Source organism: Paraburkholderia tropica (assembly GCF_014171495.1).
In the GTDB taxonomy this organism is placed as follows: Bacteria; Pseudomonadota; Gammaproteobacteria; order Burkholderiales; family Burkholderiaceae; genus Paraburkholderia; species Paraburkholderia tropica.
This window is the reverse complement of record NZ_CP049136.1, coordinates 1,476,568-1,496,780: the sequence shown is the minus strand read 5'-3', so window position 1 is coordinate 1,496,780 and position 20,213 is coordinate 1,476,568. Positions and strand designations below refer to the sequence as shown.

Annotated in this window: 21 protein-coding genes and 2 pseudogenes; 19 read left to right on the top strand and 4 right to left on the bottom strand. The window is 65.3% G+C overall.

Features of this window, described 5'->3' with window-relative positions; genetic code table 11:
• Positions 1–288: 288 nt before the first annotated feature.
• Genes G5S35_RS30240 through G5S35_RS30225 form a run of 4 tightly spaced genes read left to right on the top strand, consistent with a single transcriptional unit; the run spans position 289 to position 6,743 of the window.
• Positions 289–1,539: an ABC transporter substrate-binding protein gene (locus G5S35_RS30240; RefSeq protein ID WP_080180504.1), complete on the top strand. Its 1,251-nt coding sequence runs from the start codon at positions 289–291 to the stop codon at positions 1,537–1,539.
• Between the two features lie 40 nt (positions 1,540–1,579).
• Positions 1,580–2,458 (top strand): branched-chain amino acid ABC transporter permease, encoded by an 879-nt coding sequence (locus G5S35_RS30235; protein WP_065058435.1) that lies wholly within the window; start codon positions 1,580–1,582, stop codon positions 2,456–2,458.
• Positions 2,455–5,091, top strand: coding sequence for a branched-chain amino acid ABC transporter ATP-binding protein/permease (locus tag G5S35_RS30230; protein WP_183039714.1), 2,637 nt, complete (start codon positions 2,455–2,457; stop codon positions 5,089–5,091). Before G5S35_RS30235 ends, G5S35_RS30230 begins: the two co-directional genes overlap by 4 nt.
• The gene (locus G5S35_RS30225) at positions 5,088–6,743 is read left to right on the top strand and encodes a gamma-glutamyltransferase family protein (protein WP_183039713.1); all 1,656 of its coding nucleotides are present in this window, start codon (positions 5,088–5,090) and stop codon (positions 6,741–6,743) included. Before G5S35_RS30230 ends, G5S35_RS30225 begins: the two co-directional genes overlap by 4 nt.
• A gap of 110 nt (positions 6,744–6,853) precedes the next feature.
• Here G5S35_RS30225 and G5S35_RS30220 read toward each other — a convergent pair whose 3' ends face one another.
• Positions 6,854–7,708 (bottom strand): LysR family transcriptional regulator, encoded by an 855-nt coding sequence (locus G5S35_RS30220; RefSeq protein ID WP_074983608.1) that lies wholly within the window; start codon positions 7,706–7,708, stop codon positions 6,854–6,856.
• Between the two features lie 124 nt (positions 7,709–7,832).
• On the opposite strand from G5S35_RS30220, the gene G5S35_RS30215 reads away from it, so the two are divergent.
• Positions 7,833–8,426 (top strand): DUF4865 family protein, encoded by a 594-nt coding sequence (locus G5S35_RS30215; protein ID WP_074983606.1) that lies wholly within the window; start codon positions 7,833–7,835, stop codon positions 8,424–8,426.
• Positions 8,427–8,532: 106 nt separating this feature from the next.
• Here the strand turns inward: G5S35_RS30215 and G5S35_RS30210 are convergent, their stop codons facing one another.
• A complete protein-coding gene (locus G5S35_RS30210) occupies positions 8,533–8,751 on the bottom strand; it encodes a hypothetical protein (protein ID WP_080180506.1) in 219 nt (72 codons plus the stop codon).
• Between the two features lie 443 nt (positions 8,752–9,194).
• Here G5S35_RS30210 and soxC point away from each other — a divergent pair, with 443 nt between their 5' ends.
• The 12 genes and pseudogenes from soxC to G5S35_RS30150 all read left to right on the top strand — a co-directional run bounded on the left by soxC (position 9,195) and on the right by G5S35_RS30150 (position 16,734).
• Complete coding sequence (gene soxC / locus G5S35_RS30205) at positions 9,195–10,508, top strand: sulfite dehydrogenase (RefSeq protein ID WP_065058426.1); 1,314 nt, start codon at positions 9,195–9,197, stop codon at positions 10,506–10,508.
• Positions 10,501–11,060, top strand: a pseudogene (locus tag G5S35_RS30200) (c-type cytochrome). Before soxC ends, G5S35_RS30200 begins: the two are co-directional and overlap by 8 nt.
• Before the next feature lie 223 nt (positions 11,061–11,283).
• Positions 11,284–11,847 carry an alkyl hydroperoxide reductase subunit C gene (gene ahpC, locus G5S35_RS30195; RefSeq protein WP_074983601.1) on the top strand — a complete coding sequence of 188 codons (564 nt, stop codon included), beginning with the start codon at positions 11,284–11,286 and terminating at the stop codon, positions 11,845–11,847.
• 129 nt (positions 11,848–11,976) lie between these two features.
• Positions 11,977–12,135, top strand: a pseudogene (locus G5S35_RS30190) (glucose 1-dehydrogenase); the annotation flags it as partial.
• A 67-nt stretch (positions 12,136–12,202) separates the two neighbouring features.
• Positions 12,203–12,553: a hypothetical protein gene (locus G5S35_RS30185; protein WP_183039712.1), complete on the top strand. Its 351-nt coding sequence runs from the start codon at positions 12,203–12,205 to the stop codon at positions 12,551–12,553.
• A 401-nt stretch (positions 12,554–12,954) separates the two neighbouring features.
• Positions 12,955–13,506: a hypothetical protein gene (locus G5S35_RS30180; protein ID WP_065058421.1), complete on the top strand. Its 552-nt coding sequence runs from the start codon at positions 12,955–12,957 to the stop codon at positions 13,504–13,506.
• A 15-nt stretch (positions 13,507–13,521) separates the two neighbouring features.
• Complete coding sequence (locus tag G5S35_RS30175; protein ID WP_183039711.1) at positions 13,522–14,754, top strand: MFS transporter; 1,233 nt, start codon at positions 13,522–13,524, stop codon at positions 14,752–14,754.
• 326 nt (positions 14,755–15,080) lie between these two features.
• Entirely contained in the window at positions 15,081–15,335 is a 255-nt protein-coding gene (locus G5S35_RS30170) for a CsbD family protein (RefSeq protein ID WP_065058419.1), read from the top strand.
• Between the two features lie 31 nt (positions 15,336–15,366).
• A complete protein-coding gene (locus G5S35_RS30165) occupies positions 15,367–15,741 on the top strand; it encodes a phage holin family protein (RefSeq protein WP_065058418.1) in 375 nt (124 codons plus the stop codon).
• Positions 15,738–16,040, top strand: a complete 303-nt coding sequence (locus tag G5S35_RS30160) for a hypothetical protein (RefSeq protein ID WP_183039710.1) — start codon at positions 15,738–15,740, stop codon at positions 16,038–16,040. Before G5S35_RS30165 ends, G5S35_RS30160 begins: the two co-directional genes overlap by 4 nt.
• A 161-nt stretch (positions 16,041–16,201) precedes the next feature.
• Complete coding sequence (locus tag G5S35_RS30155; RefSeq protein ID WP_110327414.1) at positions 16,202–16,498, top strand: hypothetical protein; 297 nt, start codon at positions 16,202–16,204, stop codon at positions 16,496–16,498.
• 68 nt (positions 16,499–16,566) lie between these two features.
• Positions 16,567–16,734: a hypothetical protein gene (locus tag G5S35_RS30150; protein WP_183039709.1), complete on the top strand. Its 168-nt coding sequence runs from the start codon at positions 16,567–16,569 to the stop codon at positions 16,732–16,734.
• A gap of 226 nt (positions 16,735–16,960) precedes the next feature.
• Here the strand turns inward: G5S35_RS30150 and G5S35_RS30145 are convergent, their stop codons facing one another.
• Both G5S35_RS30145 and glgA read right to left on the bottom strand, forming a co-directional pair.
• Positions 16,961–17,374, bottom strand: coding sequence for a response regulator (locus tag G5S35_RS30145; protein WP_183039708.1), 414 nt, complete (start codon positions 17,372–17,374; stop codon positions 16,961–16,963).
• A gap of 231 nt (positions 17,375–17,605) precedes the next feature.
• Positions 17,606–19,174: a glycogen synthase GlgA gene (glgA, locus tag G5S35_RS30140; RefSeq protein ID WP_183040048.1), complete on the bottom strand. Its 1,569-nt coding sequence runs from the start codon at positions 19,172–19,174 to the stop codon at positions 17,606–17,608.
• 198 nt (positions 19,175–19,372) lie between these two features.
• On the opposite strand from glgA, the gene G5S35_RS30135 reads away from it, so the two are divergent.
• Positions 19,373–19,582 (top strand): hypothetical protein, encoded by a 210-nt coding sequence (locus G5S35_RS30135; RefSeq protein WP_183039707.1) that lies wholly within the window; start codon positions 19,373–19,375, stop codon positions 19,580–19,582.
• Positions 19,583–19,767: 185 nt separating this feature from the next.
• Positions 19,768–20,106, top strand: coding sequence for an EAL domain-containing protein (locus G5S35_RS30130; protein ID WP_065058415.1), 339 nt, complete (start codon positions 19,768–19,770; stop codon positions 20,104–20,106).
• Positions 20,107–20,213: the final 107 nt, after the last annotated feature.

Genomic DNA, 20,213 nt, shown 5'->3' with positions numbered 1-20,213 from the left:
CGATGGGGCGCACCGCTTTGCAGCCATAACGCGGTGCCTGTCGTGGTGCCTGTCGTCGCGCGCGGCGCACCGCTGTTGTGCGAACGCGAACCGATTTGGCGCACCACAAATGGTTAACCATCTGATAGCCAGATCGTATGCAATTGGCGTTCCATATCGTTCGCACGTTGTGATTACTGGCGTCGGCAACTATCTGCTCAAATCGCGAACGAAATGGCATAGCTCTTGCGTGAAGCGACGCATCCGCGGCCTCGCCCGCGTCCGTCACACTCACTGGAGAACCGTCTCATGCCGCTACGTCACGCCGCCCACCAGGCCGTCCGCCCCGCTTCCTCGCCGCGCCGCCAGTGGTTCAAGACGAGTGCCGTCGCGCTTGCGCTCACCGCTGCCGCGCTGTCGTGCGGCGTCGCGTATGCTGCCGACACCATCAAGATCGGCCTCGTCACCGCGCTCTCCGGCCAGTCGGCGCGCGCGGGCGAAGCGCTCACGCGCGGCATGACCATCGCCATTGACGAGATCAACGCAAGCGGCGGCGTGCTCGGCGGCCGCAAGCTCGAACTCGTGCGCCGCGATGACGAAGGCAATCCCGCCAAGGGCGTGCTGGCCGCGCGCGAACTGATCTACAAGGACAAGGTGGCGGTGCTGTTCGGCGGCCTCGATACGCCGGTTTCGATGGCGATCGTGCCGCTCGCCAATCACGAGAAAGTGCCGTTCATGGATCCGTGGGCCGCGGGCACGCAGATCACGCACAACGGCGCGAAGCCGAACTTCGCGTTCCGCGTGTCCGCCGTCGACGAACTGGTGGACGTGGCGATGGTCGCGCACGCGCAGCAGGCTTTCGGCGCGAAGAAGCTCGGCCTCGTGCTCGTCAACAATCCGTGGGGCCAGTCGAACGAAAAGGGCATCGTCGCGGCGCTGGCCGCCAAGGGCATGAAGCCGGCCGGCATCGAAAAGATCGAGGCGACGGATGTCGACGTCACGCCGCAGCTCGGCCGCCTGAAGGCCGCGGGCGCCGATACCTTGCTGATGGTCGGCAATGTCGGGCCTTCGGCGCAGGTGGTGAAGTCGCTCGACCGCATGGGCTGGAAGGTGCCGATCGTCTCGCACTGGGGCCCGGCGGGCGGCCGCTTCACGGAACTCGCGGGACCGAACGCAAAGAACGTGCATTTCGTGCAGACGTATAGCTTCTTCGGCGCGACCTCGCCGATCAGCGCGCGCGTGGTGGCCGAACTCAAGGCGAAGTATCCCGACATCAAGAGCGCCGACGACATCACGCCCGCCGTGGGCGTCGCCAATGCCTACGATGCGATGCATCTGAGCGCGCTCGCCATCGACAAGGCCGGCTCCACCGACGGCGATGCGATCCGCAAGGGCTTCTACGCAATCGACCGCTACGACGGGCTGATCAAGACCTACGTACATCCGTTCAGCGAGCAGCAGCCCGACGCGCTGGGCGCGAGCGACTACGTGTGGGCGCAGTTCATCGACAACCGGATCGTGCCGGTCAGCGCCGCGGGCGGCCAGATGGCCGCGAAGTAAAGCCGGCACAACACGCGGAAAACCCCGGAGAGATTCACTCATGCAATGGATATCGGCGCTGGTTGCGGGCCTTGGCCTCGGCAGCATGTACGGGCTGATGGCGCTCGGCTTTCATCTGACGTTCGCGGTCAGCGCGACCGTCAACTTCGCGCAGGGCAGCTCGATGATGCTCGGCGCCGTGCTCGCCTACACCTTCGCGCAGACGCTCGGCTGGCCCATGCCGCTCGCCATCGCGCTGGCGCTGGCCGCGTGCGCGCTCTACGGCCTCGTCGTCGAGCGCCTCGCGGTGCGGCCGTTCGCGCGGCGCGGCTCGAACGCGTGGCTCATGGCGACCGTGGCGCTCGGCATCGTGCTCGACAATGTCGTCATGCTGACCTTCGGCACCGAGCCGCGCAGCCTGCCCTCGCCGCTCGCGCAGTCGTCGCTGCACATCGGCGGCGCGGGGCTCGGCGTGTATCCGTTGCAGCTCGTGATTCCCGCGGTCGGCCTGCTGCTGGCTGCCGTGCTGCATTACGCGCTGCGCCGCTCGCGCTGGGGCGTGGCGATGCTCGCCGTGGTGCAGAACCGCGACGCCGCGCGCCTGATGGGCATTCCGATCCAGCGCACCATCGCGGCTGCGTTTGCGGTTTCGGCGCTGCTTGCGGGCATCGCGGGCGTGCTGATCGCGCCGCTGTTCAACGTGCAGTCGGACATGGGCACCGTGTTCGGGCTCAAGGCCTTCGCGGTCGCGATTCTGGGCGGGCTGTCCAGCGCGTGGGGCGTGATGATCGCGGGCCTGCTGTTCGGCGCTGCCGAAGCGATGATCACGGCCACGCTCGGATCCAGTTACACGCAGATCATCACATTCGGGCTGCTGATCGTCGTGCTGGCGATCCGTCCCAACGGCCTCTTCGGGCGCGCGGAGGTGCGCAAGGTATGAGCGATTCCCGACTTTCTCTCGCCGCGCGCGAGGCAATGCCCGCGCCACGTTCAGGCGAGGCGCGTTCGCGCGGACTCTGGCAGGGCGCGGCGCTCGCCGTCGTGCTGCTCGCCGCCGCGTTCGCCGCATGCAACGTCAACGGCTATTTCGTCGTGGTGCTGGCGGGCGTGGTGTTGCTGGCTATCTGCGGCGTCGGCCTCAACCTGCTGCTCGGGCTGACCGGTCAGGTGTCGTTCGGCCACGCGGCGTTCTTCGCGATCGGTGCGTATGCCGTCGCCATTCTCACCACGCAGTTCGGCTGGAGCTTCTGGAGCGCGTGGGCGCTCGGCGCGGGCGTCGCCGCCGTCGCCGGTGCGCTGCTTGCGCTCACCGCCCTGCGGGTGCGCGGCCCGGGCCTCGCGATGGTGACGATCGCGTTCGCCTTCGTGATCGAGCAAAGCGCCGTGGAAGGCGGCGATCTCACCGGCGGGCAAAACGGCATCATGAACGTGTTCGGCCCGGCGCTCGGCGGTTTCGCCGATGGCGAGCGCGCCGTCGCCCTGATCGCGCTCGTGTTGCTCGCCGTGGCGCTCGCGCTCTATGCGCGCGTTTCGCGCGGCGCGTGGGGCGCGGCCATGCGCGCGGTGCGCGACAGCGAAACGGCGGCGGCCTCGATCGGCGTGAACGCGCTCACGGTGAAAACCGTGGCGTTCGCGTTCTCGGCGGCACTGGCCGGTTTCGCGGGCGGACTATTCGCGCCGCTGCAAGGCATGGTGACGCCCGGCATGTTCTCGTTTTCCCAATCGATCCTCTTCGTGCTCGTCGTGATGATCGGCGGCGCGGGATCGCTGGCCGGGCCGCTGGTGGGCGCGGCGGTGGTCGGTCTGCTGCCCGAATTGCTCGCCGGGCTCGAAAACCTGCGTCTGCTGTGCTTTGGCGTGCTGCTGCTCGTCGTGCTATGGAGCGCGCCCAACGGCGTGGCCGGCGTGGCGGCTGCGCTGGTGCGTCGGCTGGTCTCGCCGTCGCGCGCGCAGTCGGGCGAGTCGCCGCACGATCGGGACGCCGCCGCGCCTGTCGCCCTCGAACCGCTCAGCGCCGATGCGCGCCGCTCGCTCGCCGCGCAAGGCCTCTCGATGACGTTCGACGGCGTGAAGGCCGTCAGCGATCTGTCGTTCGAGCTGCCCGCCGCGCGCGTGACGAGCCTGATCGGTCCGAACGGCGCCGGTAAATCGACGGTCCTCAACATGCTCTCGGGCTTCTATCGCCCGCAAACCGGCACGCGCAAGCTGGGCGCACTGCAACTCGACGCTGGCAGCGCGTTCCGGAGCGCGCGCGCCGGTGTGGCGCGCACCTATCAGACTTCGCAGCTGTTCGGCAGCCTCTCGGTGCTCGACAACGTCGCGCTCGCGCTCACGCGCGGCCGTCTCGGCGCGCTTTTCGGCACCGCGCGCATGCAGGGCGACGCGCCGCGCAAGCAGGCGCTCGCGCTGCTGCGCGCCTGCGGCTATCACGGCGACGCGCAGATCGAAGCCGCCAGCCTCGCGCACGTCGACCGCCGCCTCGTCGAAATCGCGCGCGCCCTCGCCACGCGCCCCGCCGTGCTGCTGCTCGACGAACCCGCTGCGGGCCTGTCCAGCGAAGACAAGGCGCGTCTCGGCACCCTGCTGCGCCGCATCGCCGATTCGGGCGTGACCGTCGGGCTCGTCGAGCATGACATGTCGCTCGTGATGGGCGTATCGGATCGCATTGTCGTGATCGACGCGGGACGCTTTCTCGCGCAAGGCGAGCCCGCCGCGATTCGCGCCGACGCCGCCGTGCGAGAAGCCTATCTGGGCGCATCGAACGACGCCGCGCTGCATGCGCTGCGCCCCGCGCACGTTGCACACATTGCGCGGCAAGACGATGCCCCGGCGCGCGAAGTGCTCGGCGTCGGCAACGTGACGGCCGGCTATGGCGCCGCGCCCGTTCTGCACGAGGTGAGCGTGCAGGTGCGCGAAGGCGAACTGGTCGCGCTGCTCGGCGCGAACGGCGCGGGCAAATCGACCCTCATGCGCGCCCTCGCGGGCCTGCATCGCCCGGTGGCCGGCGGCGTGACCTTCGACGGCCGCGACCTCGCGCGCCTCGACGCCGCGCAGATCGCCGCGCTCGGCGTCGTGCTCGTGCCCGAGGGCCGCCAGGTCTTCCCCGAACTCTCGGTACTCGATAACCTCAAGCTTGGCGCGTTCCCGTCGGGCCGACTGCCGCGCGGCGAACTGGATGCGCGCATCGAGTCGATGTTCGCGCGCTATCCGCGTCTGCGCGAGCGCCAGCATCGGCGCGCCGGGCTGCTCTCCGGCGGCGAGCAGCAGATGCTGGCCATCGCGCGCGCGTTGATGTCGAAGCCGCGCGTGCTGCTGCTCGACGAGCCTTCGCTCGGCCTCGCGCCCAAGGTCATCGCCGAACTGTTCGCGTCGCTCGACGATCTGCGCAGCGAGTCGCTCTCGATGCTGCTCGTCGACCAGATGGCGGCGATGGCGCTCGCGATCGCCGACCGCGGCTATGTGCTCGAAGAAGGCCGCGTGAGCGCGAGCGGCACGGCCGCCGAACTGGCCGCCGATCCGAAACTGTCCGCCGCCTACCTGGGCGGCCACGCCGACGCCGAAGTCACCGCATGACGATCAACACCCGAATCCACACACGCACGCAAACCTCGACCGCCAACGCGCGTGGCCGCGCGGGCCTCGTCACCAGTCCTCACACGCTCGCCAGCGAAGCGGGACGCGATGTGCTCGCGCGCGGCGGCAACGCGATCGAGGCGGCCATTGCGATGGCGGCGGCGCTGTGCGTGACCATGCCGCATTTCACCGGTCTCGGCGGCGACGGCTTCTGGCTGATTGCCGCGCCCGGCCAGCCCGTCGAGTCGATTTCGGGCATCGGCCAGGCGGCGCGCGATCTCCCGAACTTCGACGGCGCGATTCCCGTGCGCGGCCCCGCGTCCGCGCTCACGAGCGCCGCCACCGTCGCCGCGTGGGAGGCGGCGTACCGCACGAGCCGCGAACACTGGGGCGGCACGCTCGCGTGGGACGCGCTGCTCGCGCCCGCCATCGCGCTAGCGCAGGACGGCTTCGCGCTAACGCGCTCGCAGCACTTCTGGACAACGTATCGCGCCGACGAATACGGCGACGCCGAACGCTGGCGCGGCTTCGCGCAGACCTTCCTGGCGGACGGCGCGATTCCCGCCATCGGCACGACGTTCCGCCAGCCTGCGCTCGCGGCCACGCTGCGCACGCTCGCGACAAACGGTCCGCGCGACTTCTACGAAGGCGCGCTCGCGCAACGCATTGCGCGCGGCCTGCGCGAAGCGGGCTCGCCGCTCGACGCCGACGACCTCGCAGCCACGCGCGTACGCTGCGAGCCGCCGCTCACGCTGCGTTATGGCGAAGGCGTGCTCGCGACGCTGCCGCCGCCCACCCAGGGCATGACGACGCTGCAGATCATGGGCATTCTGGCGAAACTGGGCCTGCGCGATTGCGCGCACGGCAGCGCCGACTACTATCACCGGCTCGTCGAAGCGGTGAAGCAGGCCTTTATCGACCGCGACCGGCATCTTGCCGATCCCGATACGCAAGACGTGCCCGTCGACAGGCTGCTCGGCGACGCTCACCTCGCCGCCTGCGCGGCGCGCATCGAGCCCACGCGCGCACTGGCGTGGCCGCATCGATTCCGTGAAGGCGACACCGTCTATCTCGCCGCCACCGACGCGCAAGGTCGCGCGGTAAGCGTATTGCAGACGATCTTCCACGACTGGGGCAGCGGCGTGATGGCGGGCGACACCGGCATCCTCTGGCACAACCGCGGCGCGGCCTTCCGCGCGCCCGGCGGCGGCCCGCATCGGGACGCGCATCCGAACGTGATCGCGCCGGGCAAGCGGCCATTCCATACGCTCAATCCCGGCATGTATCTCGTGGACGGACGCGCGCGCCTGCTCTACGGCACACAGGGCGCGGACGGTCAGCCGCAGACGCTCGCCGCGCTGCTCACGCGGCTGATCGACTATGGGATGGATCCGCTGGCGGCGCTGGCGCAGCCGCGTTTCCTGCTCGGGCGCACTTTCTCGGACAGTCGCGACAACCTCAAGCTCGAAACACACGCGGGGCGCGAGGTGTTCGACGCGCTGGCCGCGCGCGGACACGAAATCGCCGAGTTGCCGCCGCTCAGTCCGCTCGGCGGACAAGCGGGGGTTATCTGTCTCGATGTCGACGACGCTGGATTCGTTGCGTGCGGCGCGCACGATCCGCGTAGTGACGGCGTTGCTTTGGCGGTCTGAGGTCACCACGCGGTGATTTGCGTGACGGGTTCGCGACGAGCGATACGCGATCTGCGTGAGCGTTTATCGCCTCACGCGCAGCACGTCACGCAAGAGCGGCCTTCACATGCTCATCGCACAGGGACAGCGCACAACGCTTCACCCAGGCGGTGCAAAATGCATTTGGTTTGCTCGTCTCGTTGGGCGCTATAACAGACAACATTACGCCCAGGCAGCGGCGGCAAACCATATCGCTCGCCGATGTCTATGGTGCCGGCAGGAGCGACTCGACGACCGAGCGCTGCGACCGCGATCCCGGCAGCGACAGCCGCACCGATTGTGGTCACGCCCCCGCCGACAAATACCTCTTCCCACGAAACCCCCGCCTCGTCGAGCGCATCAATTGCCATCTGGCGCACGCTGCAAGGCGCGGCCTGCGTTGCAAGCTTCAGTGGCGACGACGTGTCATGCTGAAAATCTTCAGCCGCCATCCATCCGAACGCCTCCTTCAGAATCTGTTGACCATCCAGTCGCCGACTATCGTGTTGCAAGACGATAGCCGCATCCAAAACGCCTTTGTCGTAGTCGTCGAGAAGATCGCGCGAGGCAGCGATGCGAAGCTCTATCACCACCATCGGATTTTCGTAGCCCAGTTGCCGCAGCAGCAGCGGAAGCTCTGCCCCGACCACATGGTGACTCATGCCGATCACCAGTTTTCGGCGCCGCTCGCCGAACGCACCCATCGCGTCTCTGTGCGCCGCTACGAGCGCGTGTGCAGAAGAAAGAAACGTGTCGCCGTCTACGGACAATCGCACGTGACGCGAGGTCCGCTCCACGAGCCGCCGCCCAAGCTGCTCCTCGAGACGCTTGATGCGCAAGCTGACCGCGGCCTGCGTCGTGTCCAGCACATGCGCCGCACGGGTAAAGCTTTTCAGATCGGCGACCAGCACAAAAGCCTGAACGGCTTCTACATCAAGACCCTTCATTCCCTGTCCATAAAGAATTCGAATCACTGAAACTGGGCGTGATCGCTATATCACCGGGAAGACCGCTGCTACGCTTGTGTCGGCCGTTTACCCGATTGCGAAATCATTCAAAGGAGCGTTTACCATGCTGACCGTTTTCTATGGCCACCGCCTCCCGTCCGACTACGATACAAGCAAGATCCACCTTCGTGCAAAAGAGCGCGGCTCGTTGTGGGACAACGCGCCCGACCTCTTCTACAAAGCGTTTCTCCTGCGCGAAGCAGGACGTCATGGTGCGAAAGAAACCCGTTACGCTTCGCAATACCTCTGGCGCCATGATGCGGCATTCCGCGACTTCCTCGCCACCGGACGCTACCGCAATGTGACCAATAGCTTCGGCCGTGCACCGATTGATGCACATAGCGTCCTGGACGCTTCGAAAGGTCCTGCCAGGCATGCGAGGTTCGCCTACATCGAGACGATTCGCGTCGATATCGACGCAGATCTCGATGAGGCAATCGCAAATGAAATTACTCGCAACGGCGAGACTGCGGCCCACGCGGATATCTGCGCCTCCGTCGTTAGCCTGGACGTGTCAAACTGGGTGATTACGCGCACGTTGTTATCGAAGCGAGAGCCCGAATCCCGGAACACGCACGCCGGCACGCCCTGGCAAATACTGCATCTGGCGCAACCCCTGCTAGATACGCTCGCCACGGTAGCGGGGCCACGTATCTGAGAACACGAAGACTCTCTTGAAACGACGGAGAGTCTTGTGCTTGCTGCCTGGCAGGGTCGTTACGTGGAAAGTGCCGAGGACGGCACCGGCGGCACTCGCCTGCGGATCATTGAGCGGCCCGCTTCGCCCGCTGATCGATCCACACGCGAGCCCAGCGTGAGGCATAGGCGATGGCGTGATCCGGCTCGAAGAAATAATCGAGCGCTTCGAACGAGAATGAAGATTCAACAGCCGGCAATGCCGTTTCGATGATCAGATTCGCCGCATAGAGTCCGCTTGGCAACGCATAAGCAGACGGTTCGACTTCATAGCCCTTGTATCGCATGGATGTCCCCGCAAAGACAATCGCGGACGTAATCGTCCGCCTCATTGCATGCTAGTGCGCGCAGCACGCAACGCCAACAAAGGCTTTTGCGTTAGCAAATCAGCGCTGACATCACTTCGTCATGACGATGCGCCTCATGTCCCCGCGTCGCGACAGGCGTCGATCCCCGGTCCATAAGCGTCGGCGTTCGCGTTCCGCCCCGTGCGGGCGCGACTTCACGCGAACATCAGGAGTTGCCGCGCCGCGCGAGCCGCTTTCCCCCACACCCGAACAAACCTTATCTGAGAACGCGTCGCTTTAGCTGCTACGTCGCATCCGCGTAATCGCGTTCAGATATAAACGTAGGTTTAAACACTATTAGTCGGCGCGCACGCAGCTCATATACTGCCCCCTTTGCCGATAGCGTCCTCAACGGGCGGCGCGGCCTCGCCGGGACACGACTCATGCGCTTTATTTCCGATCGCAAACCTGCGTCCTCGACTGACGGCTCGCCCACATCGGCTCGCAGACGCCGCCTGCTGGGCAGTGCTGCAATTTCGGCTCTGGCCGTCTCGCAGGCCCGGGTCGCGATGGCCGGCGCTCCTTCGGCACAGTTGCTCGAACCGCTCGACGTGCCACCCTGGACACGCACGCCGGGCGCGCCGATCCTGACTCACCCTTACGGGCTGCCGTCTTCGTTCGAGTCGCATGTGGTGCGTCGCGCGGCGCGCCAGTGGCCGATGCCAGGCGCAGCTTCTTCGCTCACGCCGCTGGCCGATCTGCACGGAACGCTGACACCGAACGGCCTCGTGTACGAGCGCCATCACGGCGGCGTGCCCGATATCGATCCGGACGCGCACCGCCTCGCCGTTCATGGCCTGGTGACGGAACCGAAGCTGTTCACGATGGACGATCTACTGCGCCTGCCCTCGGAATCGCGCATCCATTTCATGGAGTGCTCGGGCAACACGGCCAGCGAATGGAAAGGCCCGAGTGGACTGCCGCTGCAACTGACTCACGGCTTGCTGTCGTGCTGCGAATGGACCGGCGTGCGGCTTTCGACGTTGCTCGAAGCGGTCGGCGGCAGCACACCGGCCGCGCCGGGTGCATCCCCGCGCTGGATTCTCGCGGAAGGCGCCGATGCCGCCGCGATGACTCGCTCGCTGCCACTCGATGCCATCCTCGATCGGGCGCTGGTGGTCTATGCACAAAACGGTGAGCGGCTGCGTCCGGAAAACGGTTATCCGCTGCGGCTCATCGTTCCCGGCTATGAAGGCAACACGCACGTGAAATGGCTGCGCCGCCTCAAGGTGGTGGACGGCCCGCTCGAAACCCGCGAGGAAACCTCGAAATACACCGGGCTGTTACCCGATGGCCGTGCGCGCCAGTTCGCGTTCGAAATGGATGCGAAGTCAGTCATCACGCGGCCGTCGCCGGGACAACGTCTGACGCGGCACGGCTACTATCCCGTCGTCGGCCTCGCATGGTCGGGACGCGGCACGATCCGTGGCGTCGAAGTCTCGACCGATGGCGGCATCAACTGGCAGAGCGCGCGCCTGGAGGCACCCGTGCGGGATCGCGCGCTCACGCGCTTCACCTTCGACTGGACATGGCAAGGCGGCCCGGCCACGCTGCTCTCGCGGGCCACCGACTCCACCGGCTACGTCCAGCCCACGCGCGAAGCGCTCGTCGCTGCACGCGGCCTGAATTCGTACTACCACTACAACGGCATTCAATCCTGGCGAGTCGGCGCTGACGGGAGCGTCGCCAATGCGTAAGCTGCTCACGCCACTCGTCGTCGCGAGCGCGCTGGTCACGGGCGCCTGCACGCCGGCCGTGACGACGCAAACCGTCGCTATGCCGTCCACCATCGCCGGAATCGGCACACCGCTGGACGCATCGGCCATCGCGGCCTGGGACATCGACATAGCGCCAGACGGGCGGGGGCTGCCGCCAGGCAGCGGCGATGTCCAGACCGGCGCACGGGTCTTCGCACAAAAATGCGCGGGCTGTCACGGCGCGCAGGGCGAGGGCTTGATCGGCGATCCGCTGGTGGGCGGCAGCGGCACGCTCAGGAGCACCGCCCCAAGCGTACGGTCGGCAGCTACTGGCCTTATGCAACTACGCTGTTCGACTATATTCGCCGCGCGATGCCCTATAACGCGCCGCAATCGCTGAGTGCGGACGAGGTGTATGCCGTGAGCGCCTGGATCCTCAACCGCAACGGCATTGTGCCCGATGACGCCCGTCTGGATGCGCACTCGCTCGCCGCCGTGCGCATGCCCAATCGCGACGGCTTTGTGCCCGATCCGCGGCCCGGCACGCTGTAGAAGCTGACCGGCACGCCCCACGTCGACCCGACTCGAAAACCCGCCTGAATCGAGCGATTCCGCAACGAATCGCTTTTCTGCATTCGCGGATTCCATACAAAAAAAGATCGCTTCCTGCGCGCGCCACGCTCGTCTAGTCTCTATATCGGCTAGCGCCCGATCACGCATCGGGCGCAAATTCATGCGGCCGATACCCGCTGCAGGATCACTTCAAGGAACGCCTATGTCGCTCATCAACACGCAGGTCAAGCCTTTCAAATCCACGGCCTATCACGGCGGCAAGTTCGTGCCCGTCAGCGAAGAAAACTTCAAGGGCAAATGGTCGGTAGTGGTGTTTTATCCGGCCGACTTCACCTTCGTCTGCCCCACCGAACTGGGCGATCTCGCCGATCACTACGCGGAGTTCCAGAAACTCGGCGTCGAAATCTACGGCGTCTCCACCGATACGCATTTCACGCACAAAGCCTGGCACGATACCTCGGACACCATTGCGAAGGTGCAATACCCGCTGGTCGGCGATCCGACTGCCACCCTCGCCCGCCATTTCGACGTGCTGATCGAGGAAGAAGGTCTGGCGCTGCGCGGCACCTTCCTGATCGATCCGGAAGGCAAGATCAAGCTCTACGAAGTGCACGACAACGGCATCGGCCGCGATGCGAAAGAACTGCTGCGCAAGGTGCAGGCCGCGCAATACGTGGCGTCGCATCCGGGCGAAGTGTGCCCGGCAAAGTGGACGCCCGGCGCGCAAACCCTGACGCCGTCGCTCGATCTGGTCGGCAAGATCTAAGGGCGCGCGACCTTCCCCGGTGAGCGTCGACACCATCGCCCGAATGCGATGGCGTGGGTTGTACGCGCGAATCGCCCTATGACGTCCGCTCTTTTGAACAATCGCGCGCGACAACTGGCGTGAATCATCATGAGCGAACTATCCTCCTCTTCCTCACCGCTAGCGTGGATCGCCGGTGTTGGCGCGAGTGCCGGACACGGTGCTGCGCTGCCCCGGCGCTTCGCGCGCGAAGCATTCACGGTGGTCCTGACCGGACGCACGGCTGAGCGCGTCGACGCCATCGCCGACAGTGACTGGCATTTGCACAGCCAGAGTCGCAGCGCGTGGACTCAGGAACTGGATCTGCAGCCATGGCGTGAGCCGTTTTGAGCTGCCATCACCCGCATTGAGCGATACGCCGCGCTGCGCCAAGGCCGGCGCTCAAGTTGTCGAGGCTCAATGCAACCATCTCGCGCCGGGCAGCGCGCATCCGGTGAATTCCACCTTCGGCCGCCAGCAGACAGCAATGGCGAAGCTGGCGCGCACGCCGCTTGTCGCCAGGTTGGACTCCGGTTGCGACGGCGACGGCGATGACGACGGCGACGACGACGGCAATCACCCGCGCCGTAATGCCGGGCGAAAAAACGCTAATAGTGTTGCCAGAAAAGCCTTCTCAGTGGTGTGTTGCCGTTTTTACAGGAAATATTGTCATTCAGGTGTTTGCTAACAAGCGCGCCTGCGACGCCTCCTTGTATCGCCCCGAACGCAGCACTGGCGCGCCAGGTCACGGAAGATCTGCACACAATCCCCCACCGGGTTGCCGTGGCGAGAAATTTGCTTCATGACGGATCCCGACACGGTAAGTGGACCGTCATGCCAAGACCTTCGTTCTCCACGCAGCTTTTCGCGCTGTGGATTCTGGTTGCGATTCAAAGGCTGACGACGTGTCGAGCAGCGCCGATACCGTGGCCGCGATCGCCTGCCCCGTGCCGCACCATACGGGCCTGTTCGCCTGGACATTGACGCCCGCGGCCGCCGCTCGGGCCGTGTGGCGAGCGGGCCGCGACGATGCTGTCGGCCGTCCTTGTCTTCCGTCGCGCTGGCGTTCGTTCATAAAGGAGAAAAATCATGCATTGGATCGACCCCGAGAGCCTTCCTGAAACCCGCGGAAAAATCGTGCGTTTTCTGTTGAACCCGCACGGCGAAATCGACGGTTTCGTGCTCGATTCGCAGCAGGTTCACTTTCCGCCCCATCTCGCGAAGAAGTTGGCCCGACACGTGACACCGGGCGAGGTGGTGAGGATTCGCGGCGTGAAACCTCGCGGCGCGAACATGCTTGCCGCAGTCTGTCTCACCACCAGAAACGGCGTAGTGATACTCGACGAAGGGCCGCACCGTGGCGGCGAGAAACCTGCGAAGGCGCATCTCGAACGCAAACCCATGGAGGCCGCCGGTGAGGTGGTTCTTTCGCTGTTCGGCCCGAAAGGCGAACTGCGGGGCGCGTTGCTCGACGACGGCACGTCGTTGCGTATGCCGCCGCACGCCGCCGCCGAGTTGGCAGCCTACCTCGCTCCTGGCGCGCATATCCAGGCATGGGGGCACGGCGTCAGGAATCGACATGGGCGAACGATCGAAGTCGACGAGATCGCTGAACTGATCGATGCGCCGTCGCCCGCCTGACGTCGTGCGTGCCCCATGAACCCCCACTATGCGCTGGAGGCGCTGAGCTTCTTCATGGCCGATGTCCAGGCGGGCATCGGCCCATTTCTCGGCGTGTTTCTGCAGGCGCAGGGCTGGCATCCGCAGGCGATCGGCACGGTCATGACGGTGGGCGGCATTGCCGGCATGCTCGCGACCTCGCCGGCCGGCGCGCTGATCGATGCAACGCATCACAAACGCGGCGTCATCGTCGTCGCCGGAGCGATGACGACGCTCGCAGCGCTCGCGCTCTCAATATCGCAGAACGACTGGATGGTCGGCGCTTCACAAATCGTTAGCGCCGTGACAGGCGCTGCGCTGGGCCCGGCGGTCGCCGGCCTGACGCTCGGTATCGTTCGTGAAACAGGCTTCGACCGGCAGTTCGGACGCAATCAGGTGGCCAACCATGCGGGCAACGTCGTCGGCGCGGCGCTTTCGGGCGGCCTGGGATGGAAGTACGGCTTCAGTGCGGTGTTCGTGCTGACAGGCGTATTTGGCGTGATGACCGTCATCTCGGCGCTGCTGATCCGGCGCAATGCGATCGATCATGACAGCGCGCGAGGTCTGGGGCCGTCCTCGCGGACGACGCATGAACCTGCGAGCGGGTTTCGCGTGCTGCTGACCTGTCGCCCGTTGCTCCTGCTTGCCCTGGCGCTTGCGATGTTCCATCTGGGCAATGCGGCAATGCTCCCGCTCTACGGGCTTGCCGTCGTCTCCACCCATCAGGGCGATCCCAACGCCTTTACCGCCGCGACGATCGTCATCGCGCAACTTGTCATGCTGGTCGCGGCCGGCTTCGCGAACCGCCTTATCCGGCGCATAGGCTACTGGCGCGTCATCCTGATCACATTCTTCGCCCTGCCCTTGCGCGGCGTCGTCGCGGCGATGTTTATCGCTGCATGGGGCGTCTGGCCGGTCCAGGCGCTTGACGGGATTGGCGCCGGCCTGCAGAGCGTCGCGGTTCCGGCATTGGTCGTGCGATTGCTGCGGGGAACGGGGCGCGTCAATGTCGGGCAGGGTGTCGTCATGACCCTGCAAGGAATGGGGGCCGCGCTGAGCCCTGCACTCGGCGGCGTGCTTGCCCAGCATTTTGGTTACGCGAGCGCCTTTCTGGCACTCGGCGCCGTGTCGACCGGCTCGCTCGCGCTGTGGCTTCTCTGCGGCTCGACGCTGAAAAACGCGTGCGGCAGTCACGGTGACAACACGAACGATACGCCGCTGACAACGTGAATCCGGTGCGATTCCCCTTGAGTGTTGCGTTCGCCGCGACCGTCGGAGTCATCCGACGCTAATCCATCGCCGCGAAGCGATACGGGGCGTCGCCGGGTCGTTGGCGCTCGCCACGTACGCCGTGGTTCCTGCCGGGCCTCGCTTGGCTGTCAGCCGGCAAAGCAGGGATCGAGCGCCATCGAGCCCCGACATCCCAGCAATCGCATCAGCATTTTCTACATGTTTTCCCTGCCTGAGAGCGGTTCAGCCGAGGGCGGCACACCTATTGCTGCTAGCGGATCAGAGACTCACTACACGGCGCAAATCCGCGCGAAAAGGAGAACACCATGACGACGAAAGCAGAAGGGGTTGTTGACGAGGCAGCAGGAAAGTTGAAGGACGCCGCGGGGGCCGTGCTGGGCGATCCCGCGATGCGCATTTCGGGCAGCGCCAGGGCACTGTGCGGCGAATCGAAGCAATTGATGGCCGACGCCGCGGAGGTCGCGCGCGACGCCGTTTCCGAAAACCCGCTACTGGCCCTCGCCGCGACGGCCGCCATCGGCTTTGTCGCCGGTGCGCTCTGGGCGTCGGCGCGCGACTGATGCTCGACCGGAGCAGACGCAGGAGGCGAACATGTCGATTCAATCAAGACTGGAAAGCTGGCGTAATGTCTCGCGCTTCGCGCTGCTCTGTGTCGGTGACTATGGCGAGCTGATTTCGGTCGAGCTCGCCGAAACCCGCGCGCGTTTGACCCGCGAACTCATCGCGTTGATGGCCCTCGCTGTGAGCGGCCTTTTCACCCTCTCGTTCTTTTGCATCGCGCTGATTGCCTCCGCGTGGAACACGCCGTATTTTCTCGCGGTGGTCTGGGGAGTCGCGATCGGCTGGTTTGCCGTATCGCTCATCGCCTGGTTCGCGCACCGGGCACAGCGACCGGTGCAATCGTTCAATGTGCTGAAGCGTGAGCTTCGCGCCGATCTGGAAACGCTCAAGGAGGCACTGAAATGAACGATATCAGCGAGCGGGAAGCCCTTGTCCTCGATCGACTGGCGCTCGCGCGCGCGCAACTGCTGGCTGCGAATCTGGAACTACGCGACATGCAGAGCCGAAAAGCGCAGCGGTCGGAGCGGGCACTGACCCTGTCCAATGTCGGCCGCGCCTTGCTGGATGCGCCCATGGTGTCGCTGTTAGCGTCGATCGTGCTCGGCTCGTTAATCGTCGGTCCAAAGCGCGTCGTGCCTGTCGTCATGCGAGTCGGCGTTTCAGCGTGGCTCACACGCACCGTGCGCGCTGTCATCGGACATTGATTTGCCCGGATCCTGAGCGGGACGATGGAGATGCCTCACGGACCCGCGCGTTGCCGAGCGCCAGCAGCTCGCACGCCGCCCCCGGACAGACGTCGCTCTACGCGGTGGGAAGGCGTTGCGCGTTCGGTGCGACATTGCGCTTGCTCGGCGCTTAACAACGCATGACGAATTTCGAGGGGAATGCGATGAATTCTTTTCAATACGCGACTTCTGCCGTCCTGCTCGCCGGCTTATGCCATAGCGCCGGCGTGCTGGCCCAAGGTACGGGCACCTCGCCGTACGGTTCGGAACTCGGGCAACACACGACCGCACCCGGATCGAAGGGCGATCAGGAGCGCCGCGCGAAACTGCAGAAAAACACGGCGAAATCAAACGGGCATGCCAGTCGCCGGAGCGCGTCGGCGGTTGAAGCATCGGCGCCGCGAGCGCATCCTTCGGACGATACCGGGGCAAAATAGGCATGCCGGGCACAGGACACGCGACAGCCTTTCCATGGGCACGCTGGCTACACGAGCGCCGCGAACCGATGCGCGAATCGACTGTTTTCAGCGTGGCTTGCTCGATCGAACTCGAAGTGCGCTGGCAGTCGCCTCCAGGCGACGACAGCGTCGATCGCGCGCTCTCCGCGCTCGTCGTGCTCGTCGTGCTCGTCGTGCGTCTGCACGACGAGGCGTCATGGTCGATAGAAAAATGAACGGGATACCTTTCGGTCGTTCGGGACGGTCGGGCGAAAGACCGTCGTCGAGGCACGCGGTGTCCTCGCACCCTGCCCCACATCCACCGGGACGACGCGGCGCGCCACCGGTTCGTCCCTTTGCGGATTCGGAATCACGGCGCACCCGCGCTTGAACGCAGCCGTCCCTGAAGCGCGCCATCGTCGCGAAGACTGAACGCCGTCGTCCCGCTGCCCATTGCGCTTTTCATTCGTCCGCGCCGTCATTCGATTTCGGGGCGCGGCTTTGCATCGCGCCCGTTGCACGATGAGGATCAGGAACGAGCAGTCGACGGAGCACGGCCACCAGCTGACCGATGTTCAATGGCTTGCGCAGATAACAGTCGTATCGAACAAAGGCCGGTGGGCTGTATTCACCCGAAACCAGGATGACCGGCATCGAAGCGAGCGTCACGTCATCCCGAATTTTCTCGCATAGCACCCCGCCTGACATGCCCGGCATGCGAAGGTCCGTGATGACGATATTCACGTCAGTGTGTTTCAGATAGCGCCACGCAGATCCGCCATCCGACGCGGTGGCGACAAGGAATTCTCCCGAGAGTGCCGCGGCGAGCGACTCCAGGGCGGCAAGGTCGTCGTCGACGAGGAGAATCCGTTTCATGAAGCGGTAAAGGTAGGCCAGAGTATGGAGGGCGCGCTAGCGCATGTCGCGTACCCGGCGGTTGCGTACGAGGTCACGCCCGGCCGGCACATGGAGTCGAGCACCGTCGAATCGCCGCGTCCGCGAAGGGGCCACGGCGTTCTTCGGGCATAACGTCCGGCATAACGTCCGGCATATCATTCGGGCAAAACACGCAGCAGGCTGCCCGCAAAATCTGACGAAGATGGCCTGTCAGGCTGACCGGCGACCCCGCTGCACAGGCGCGTGCGTCCGGCCGATCTGCGAAACCGAGCGGCAGACGGGCGTGGACTCACGCCGTCGCACGTGGCCGGCCAGCGTCTGATACAGGCTCAGATAACGTTGCGCGGGCACCGACCAGCTGGAGTCGCGGCGCATGGCGTTGCGCTGAATGACGCGCCACAGCGGCGGAATCCCGTATACGTCCAGAGCGCGGCCGAGCGCGTGGAAGATGTCGGCGGGACTTTCGCCGTCGAACAGGAATCCGGCCGCGTCGAGATCCCCTTTGTTCTGGCGCTCCACATCGCTCGGGAGCGTCGGGCAGTCGACAATCGTATCGGCGAGACCGCCCACGCGGGAGGCGACAGGAATCGTGCCGTAGCGCATCGCGTAGAGCTGTGTGAGACCACACGGTTCGAAACGGCTCGCGTGCAACAGGATGTCAGCGCCCGCATGCAGGCGATGCGCGCGTGTTTCGTCATAGCCGATATGCACGCCCAGGCGTCCCGGCCATGCGGCGGCCAGCGCGCTCAACTGCTGTTCGATCGCGGCGTCGCCCTGCCCCAGCACGGCGAACTGCACGCGCGGCCAGCGCGCCAAAGCGGCAGGCAACGCTTCGCAGACCACGTCGGCGAGTTTTTGCGTACTCAGACGGCTGCCGATCGCCACGAGTGGAGCGAACGGGTCGACAGGCAGGCCGTAGCTCTGCTGGAGCGCTTTCTTGCAGGCATGCTTGCCCGTGAGATCGTCCGCACCGTAGGGCTGCGCGATCATCGAGTCGGTTTGCGGATTCCAGAGCGCGTCGTCGATGCCGTTCACGATGCCGGTCAGCTTGTGGGCGTGCGCGCCCAGCACGCCTTCCATGCGGTTGCCGAAGCGCGGCGTGAGGATTTCACGCGCATAGCGCTCGCTCACGGTGCTCAGACCGTCGGCGTGGACGATGGCCGCTTTCATGAAGCTCAGCGTGTCGTAGAACTCGATGCTGCGCGGGTCGCGCGGTGCGGGCAACAGCAGGTCGGACGGAATGCCCGCATAGGGCGCGAGGCCCGGCGGATAGTTGCCCTGAAACGCCAGATTGTGGATCGTGAACAGACTGCGCGCCGATGCGCCCGCGAGCTTCATAAGAAGCGGCGTAAGGCCGGCGTGCCAATCGTGTGCGTGCACGATGCGCGGCCGCTTGACGCCGCGCACGCCGGTCGCGATGCGCGCGGCGGCCGCCGACAGTGAGGCGAAACGCGCGAAGTTGTCCAGATAGTCGCGCCCGTGCTCATCCTGATACAGCCGGTGGCCACGGCCCGCATAGAGGTGATCCATTTCGAGCAGGAGCACGGTCACATCCGCATCCGGCATCGCAGCGCGCCAGAGCCGCGCGTCGCCGCCGGGCAGTCCGCGCAGATAGCCGATGGGAGATGGCGCCACGACCCGGTCGAACGCGCAATCGTAGCCGGGGATCAGGATGGACACGTCGATGTCGAAAAGACTGAGCGCCGAAGAGAAAGCGCTCACCATATCTCCGAGCCCGCCGCTCTTGGCCAACGGGGCCGCTTCGGCGGCGACCATCATTACGTTCAGCAAAGCACACCTCAACCGGGTAGTGGGAGCGGGCTGCTCCCAGCGCCGGAGCACATGAGCAAATTGCGCGCCACGCCGGCTGCGGGCGACCCGGTTCCGGGTTTCGCGCGGGAAAATCGGGTTCGGCGATTGCTACGGCACAGGTTTCGCAGCTCGAACCGTTGTGGGCGATCTTTCCGGGAGCAGGCAATGATCACTGCATTTGACAACGACTTCACGTCAAAACCACATGTACTGCACGTGTTCGAGCAGGACGGTGGCTGGCATTGGGGCATTACGGTGCCGCGCAGTCCAGCCGGCGGATTCCGGGTTATCGCATTCAGCGATCGAGCGTTTCGCCACGAAGTGGACGCCCGTCATGACGGCAGCAACGCAATGGGGACGCTGGTCGCCGGATGACCCTCCACTTGCGAAGCCGCCCTGCCCGGTGAGCCAGCAAGGATGTCCAGCAATGGCCTTTGGAGAAAGATCCGTATGGCGAGGCATAATCCGTCATAGTGCATTCGTCATATATTGATTTGACGATTTGCAGGCTGCCCCGGAGATCACGCGGTCGTGAACCAGCGGGGCGAACCTTCCGGCGCTTGCGTCTCAACGGCGCCTACATCTATCACCGGACGCATCTTCCGATCGACAAGATCAAGATCGACCGCTCGTTCATTGACCGGAAGATAGCGGGACACGAAAAAATTGTCCCCGCAGTCCTGGGACTTGCCAATGGCCTGCACATCAAGACAACGGCTGAAGGTGTCGAGGACGAAGACGTGTTTCGGTGGCTTGGTACGCTCCCCTGCGATTTTGCTCAGGGGTCTCTGTTTGGCAAGCCGATGCCGGCCCGCGACGTCACGATCCTGTTCCCGAATTGCGTCGACGTCCCGGAAGCGCGACGCGGAAAACGTGGCGATATCCAGCGGCAAGCGTAGCTTGCGCGCAACCTGAGGGCCGCCTCTCCCGAGATACCGGGTTCCTCTCCAGGCAACCTCAAAACCATGCGCGCGCTCTAAAAAAACTCGCCAGCATCTCATCGCAT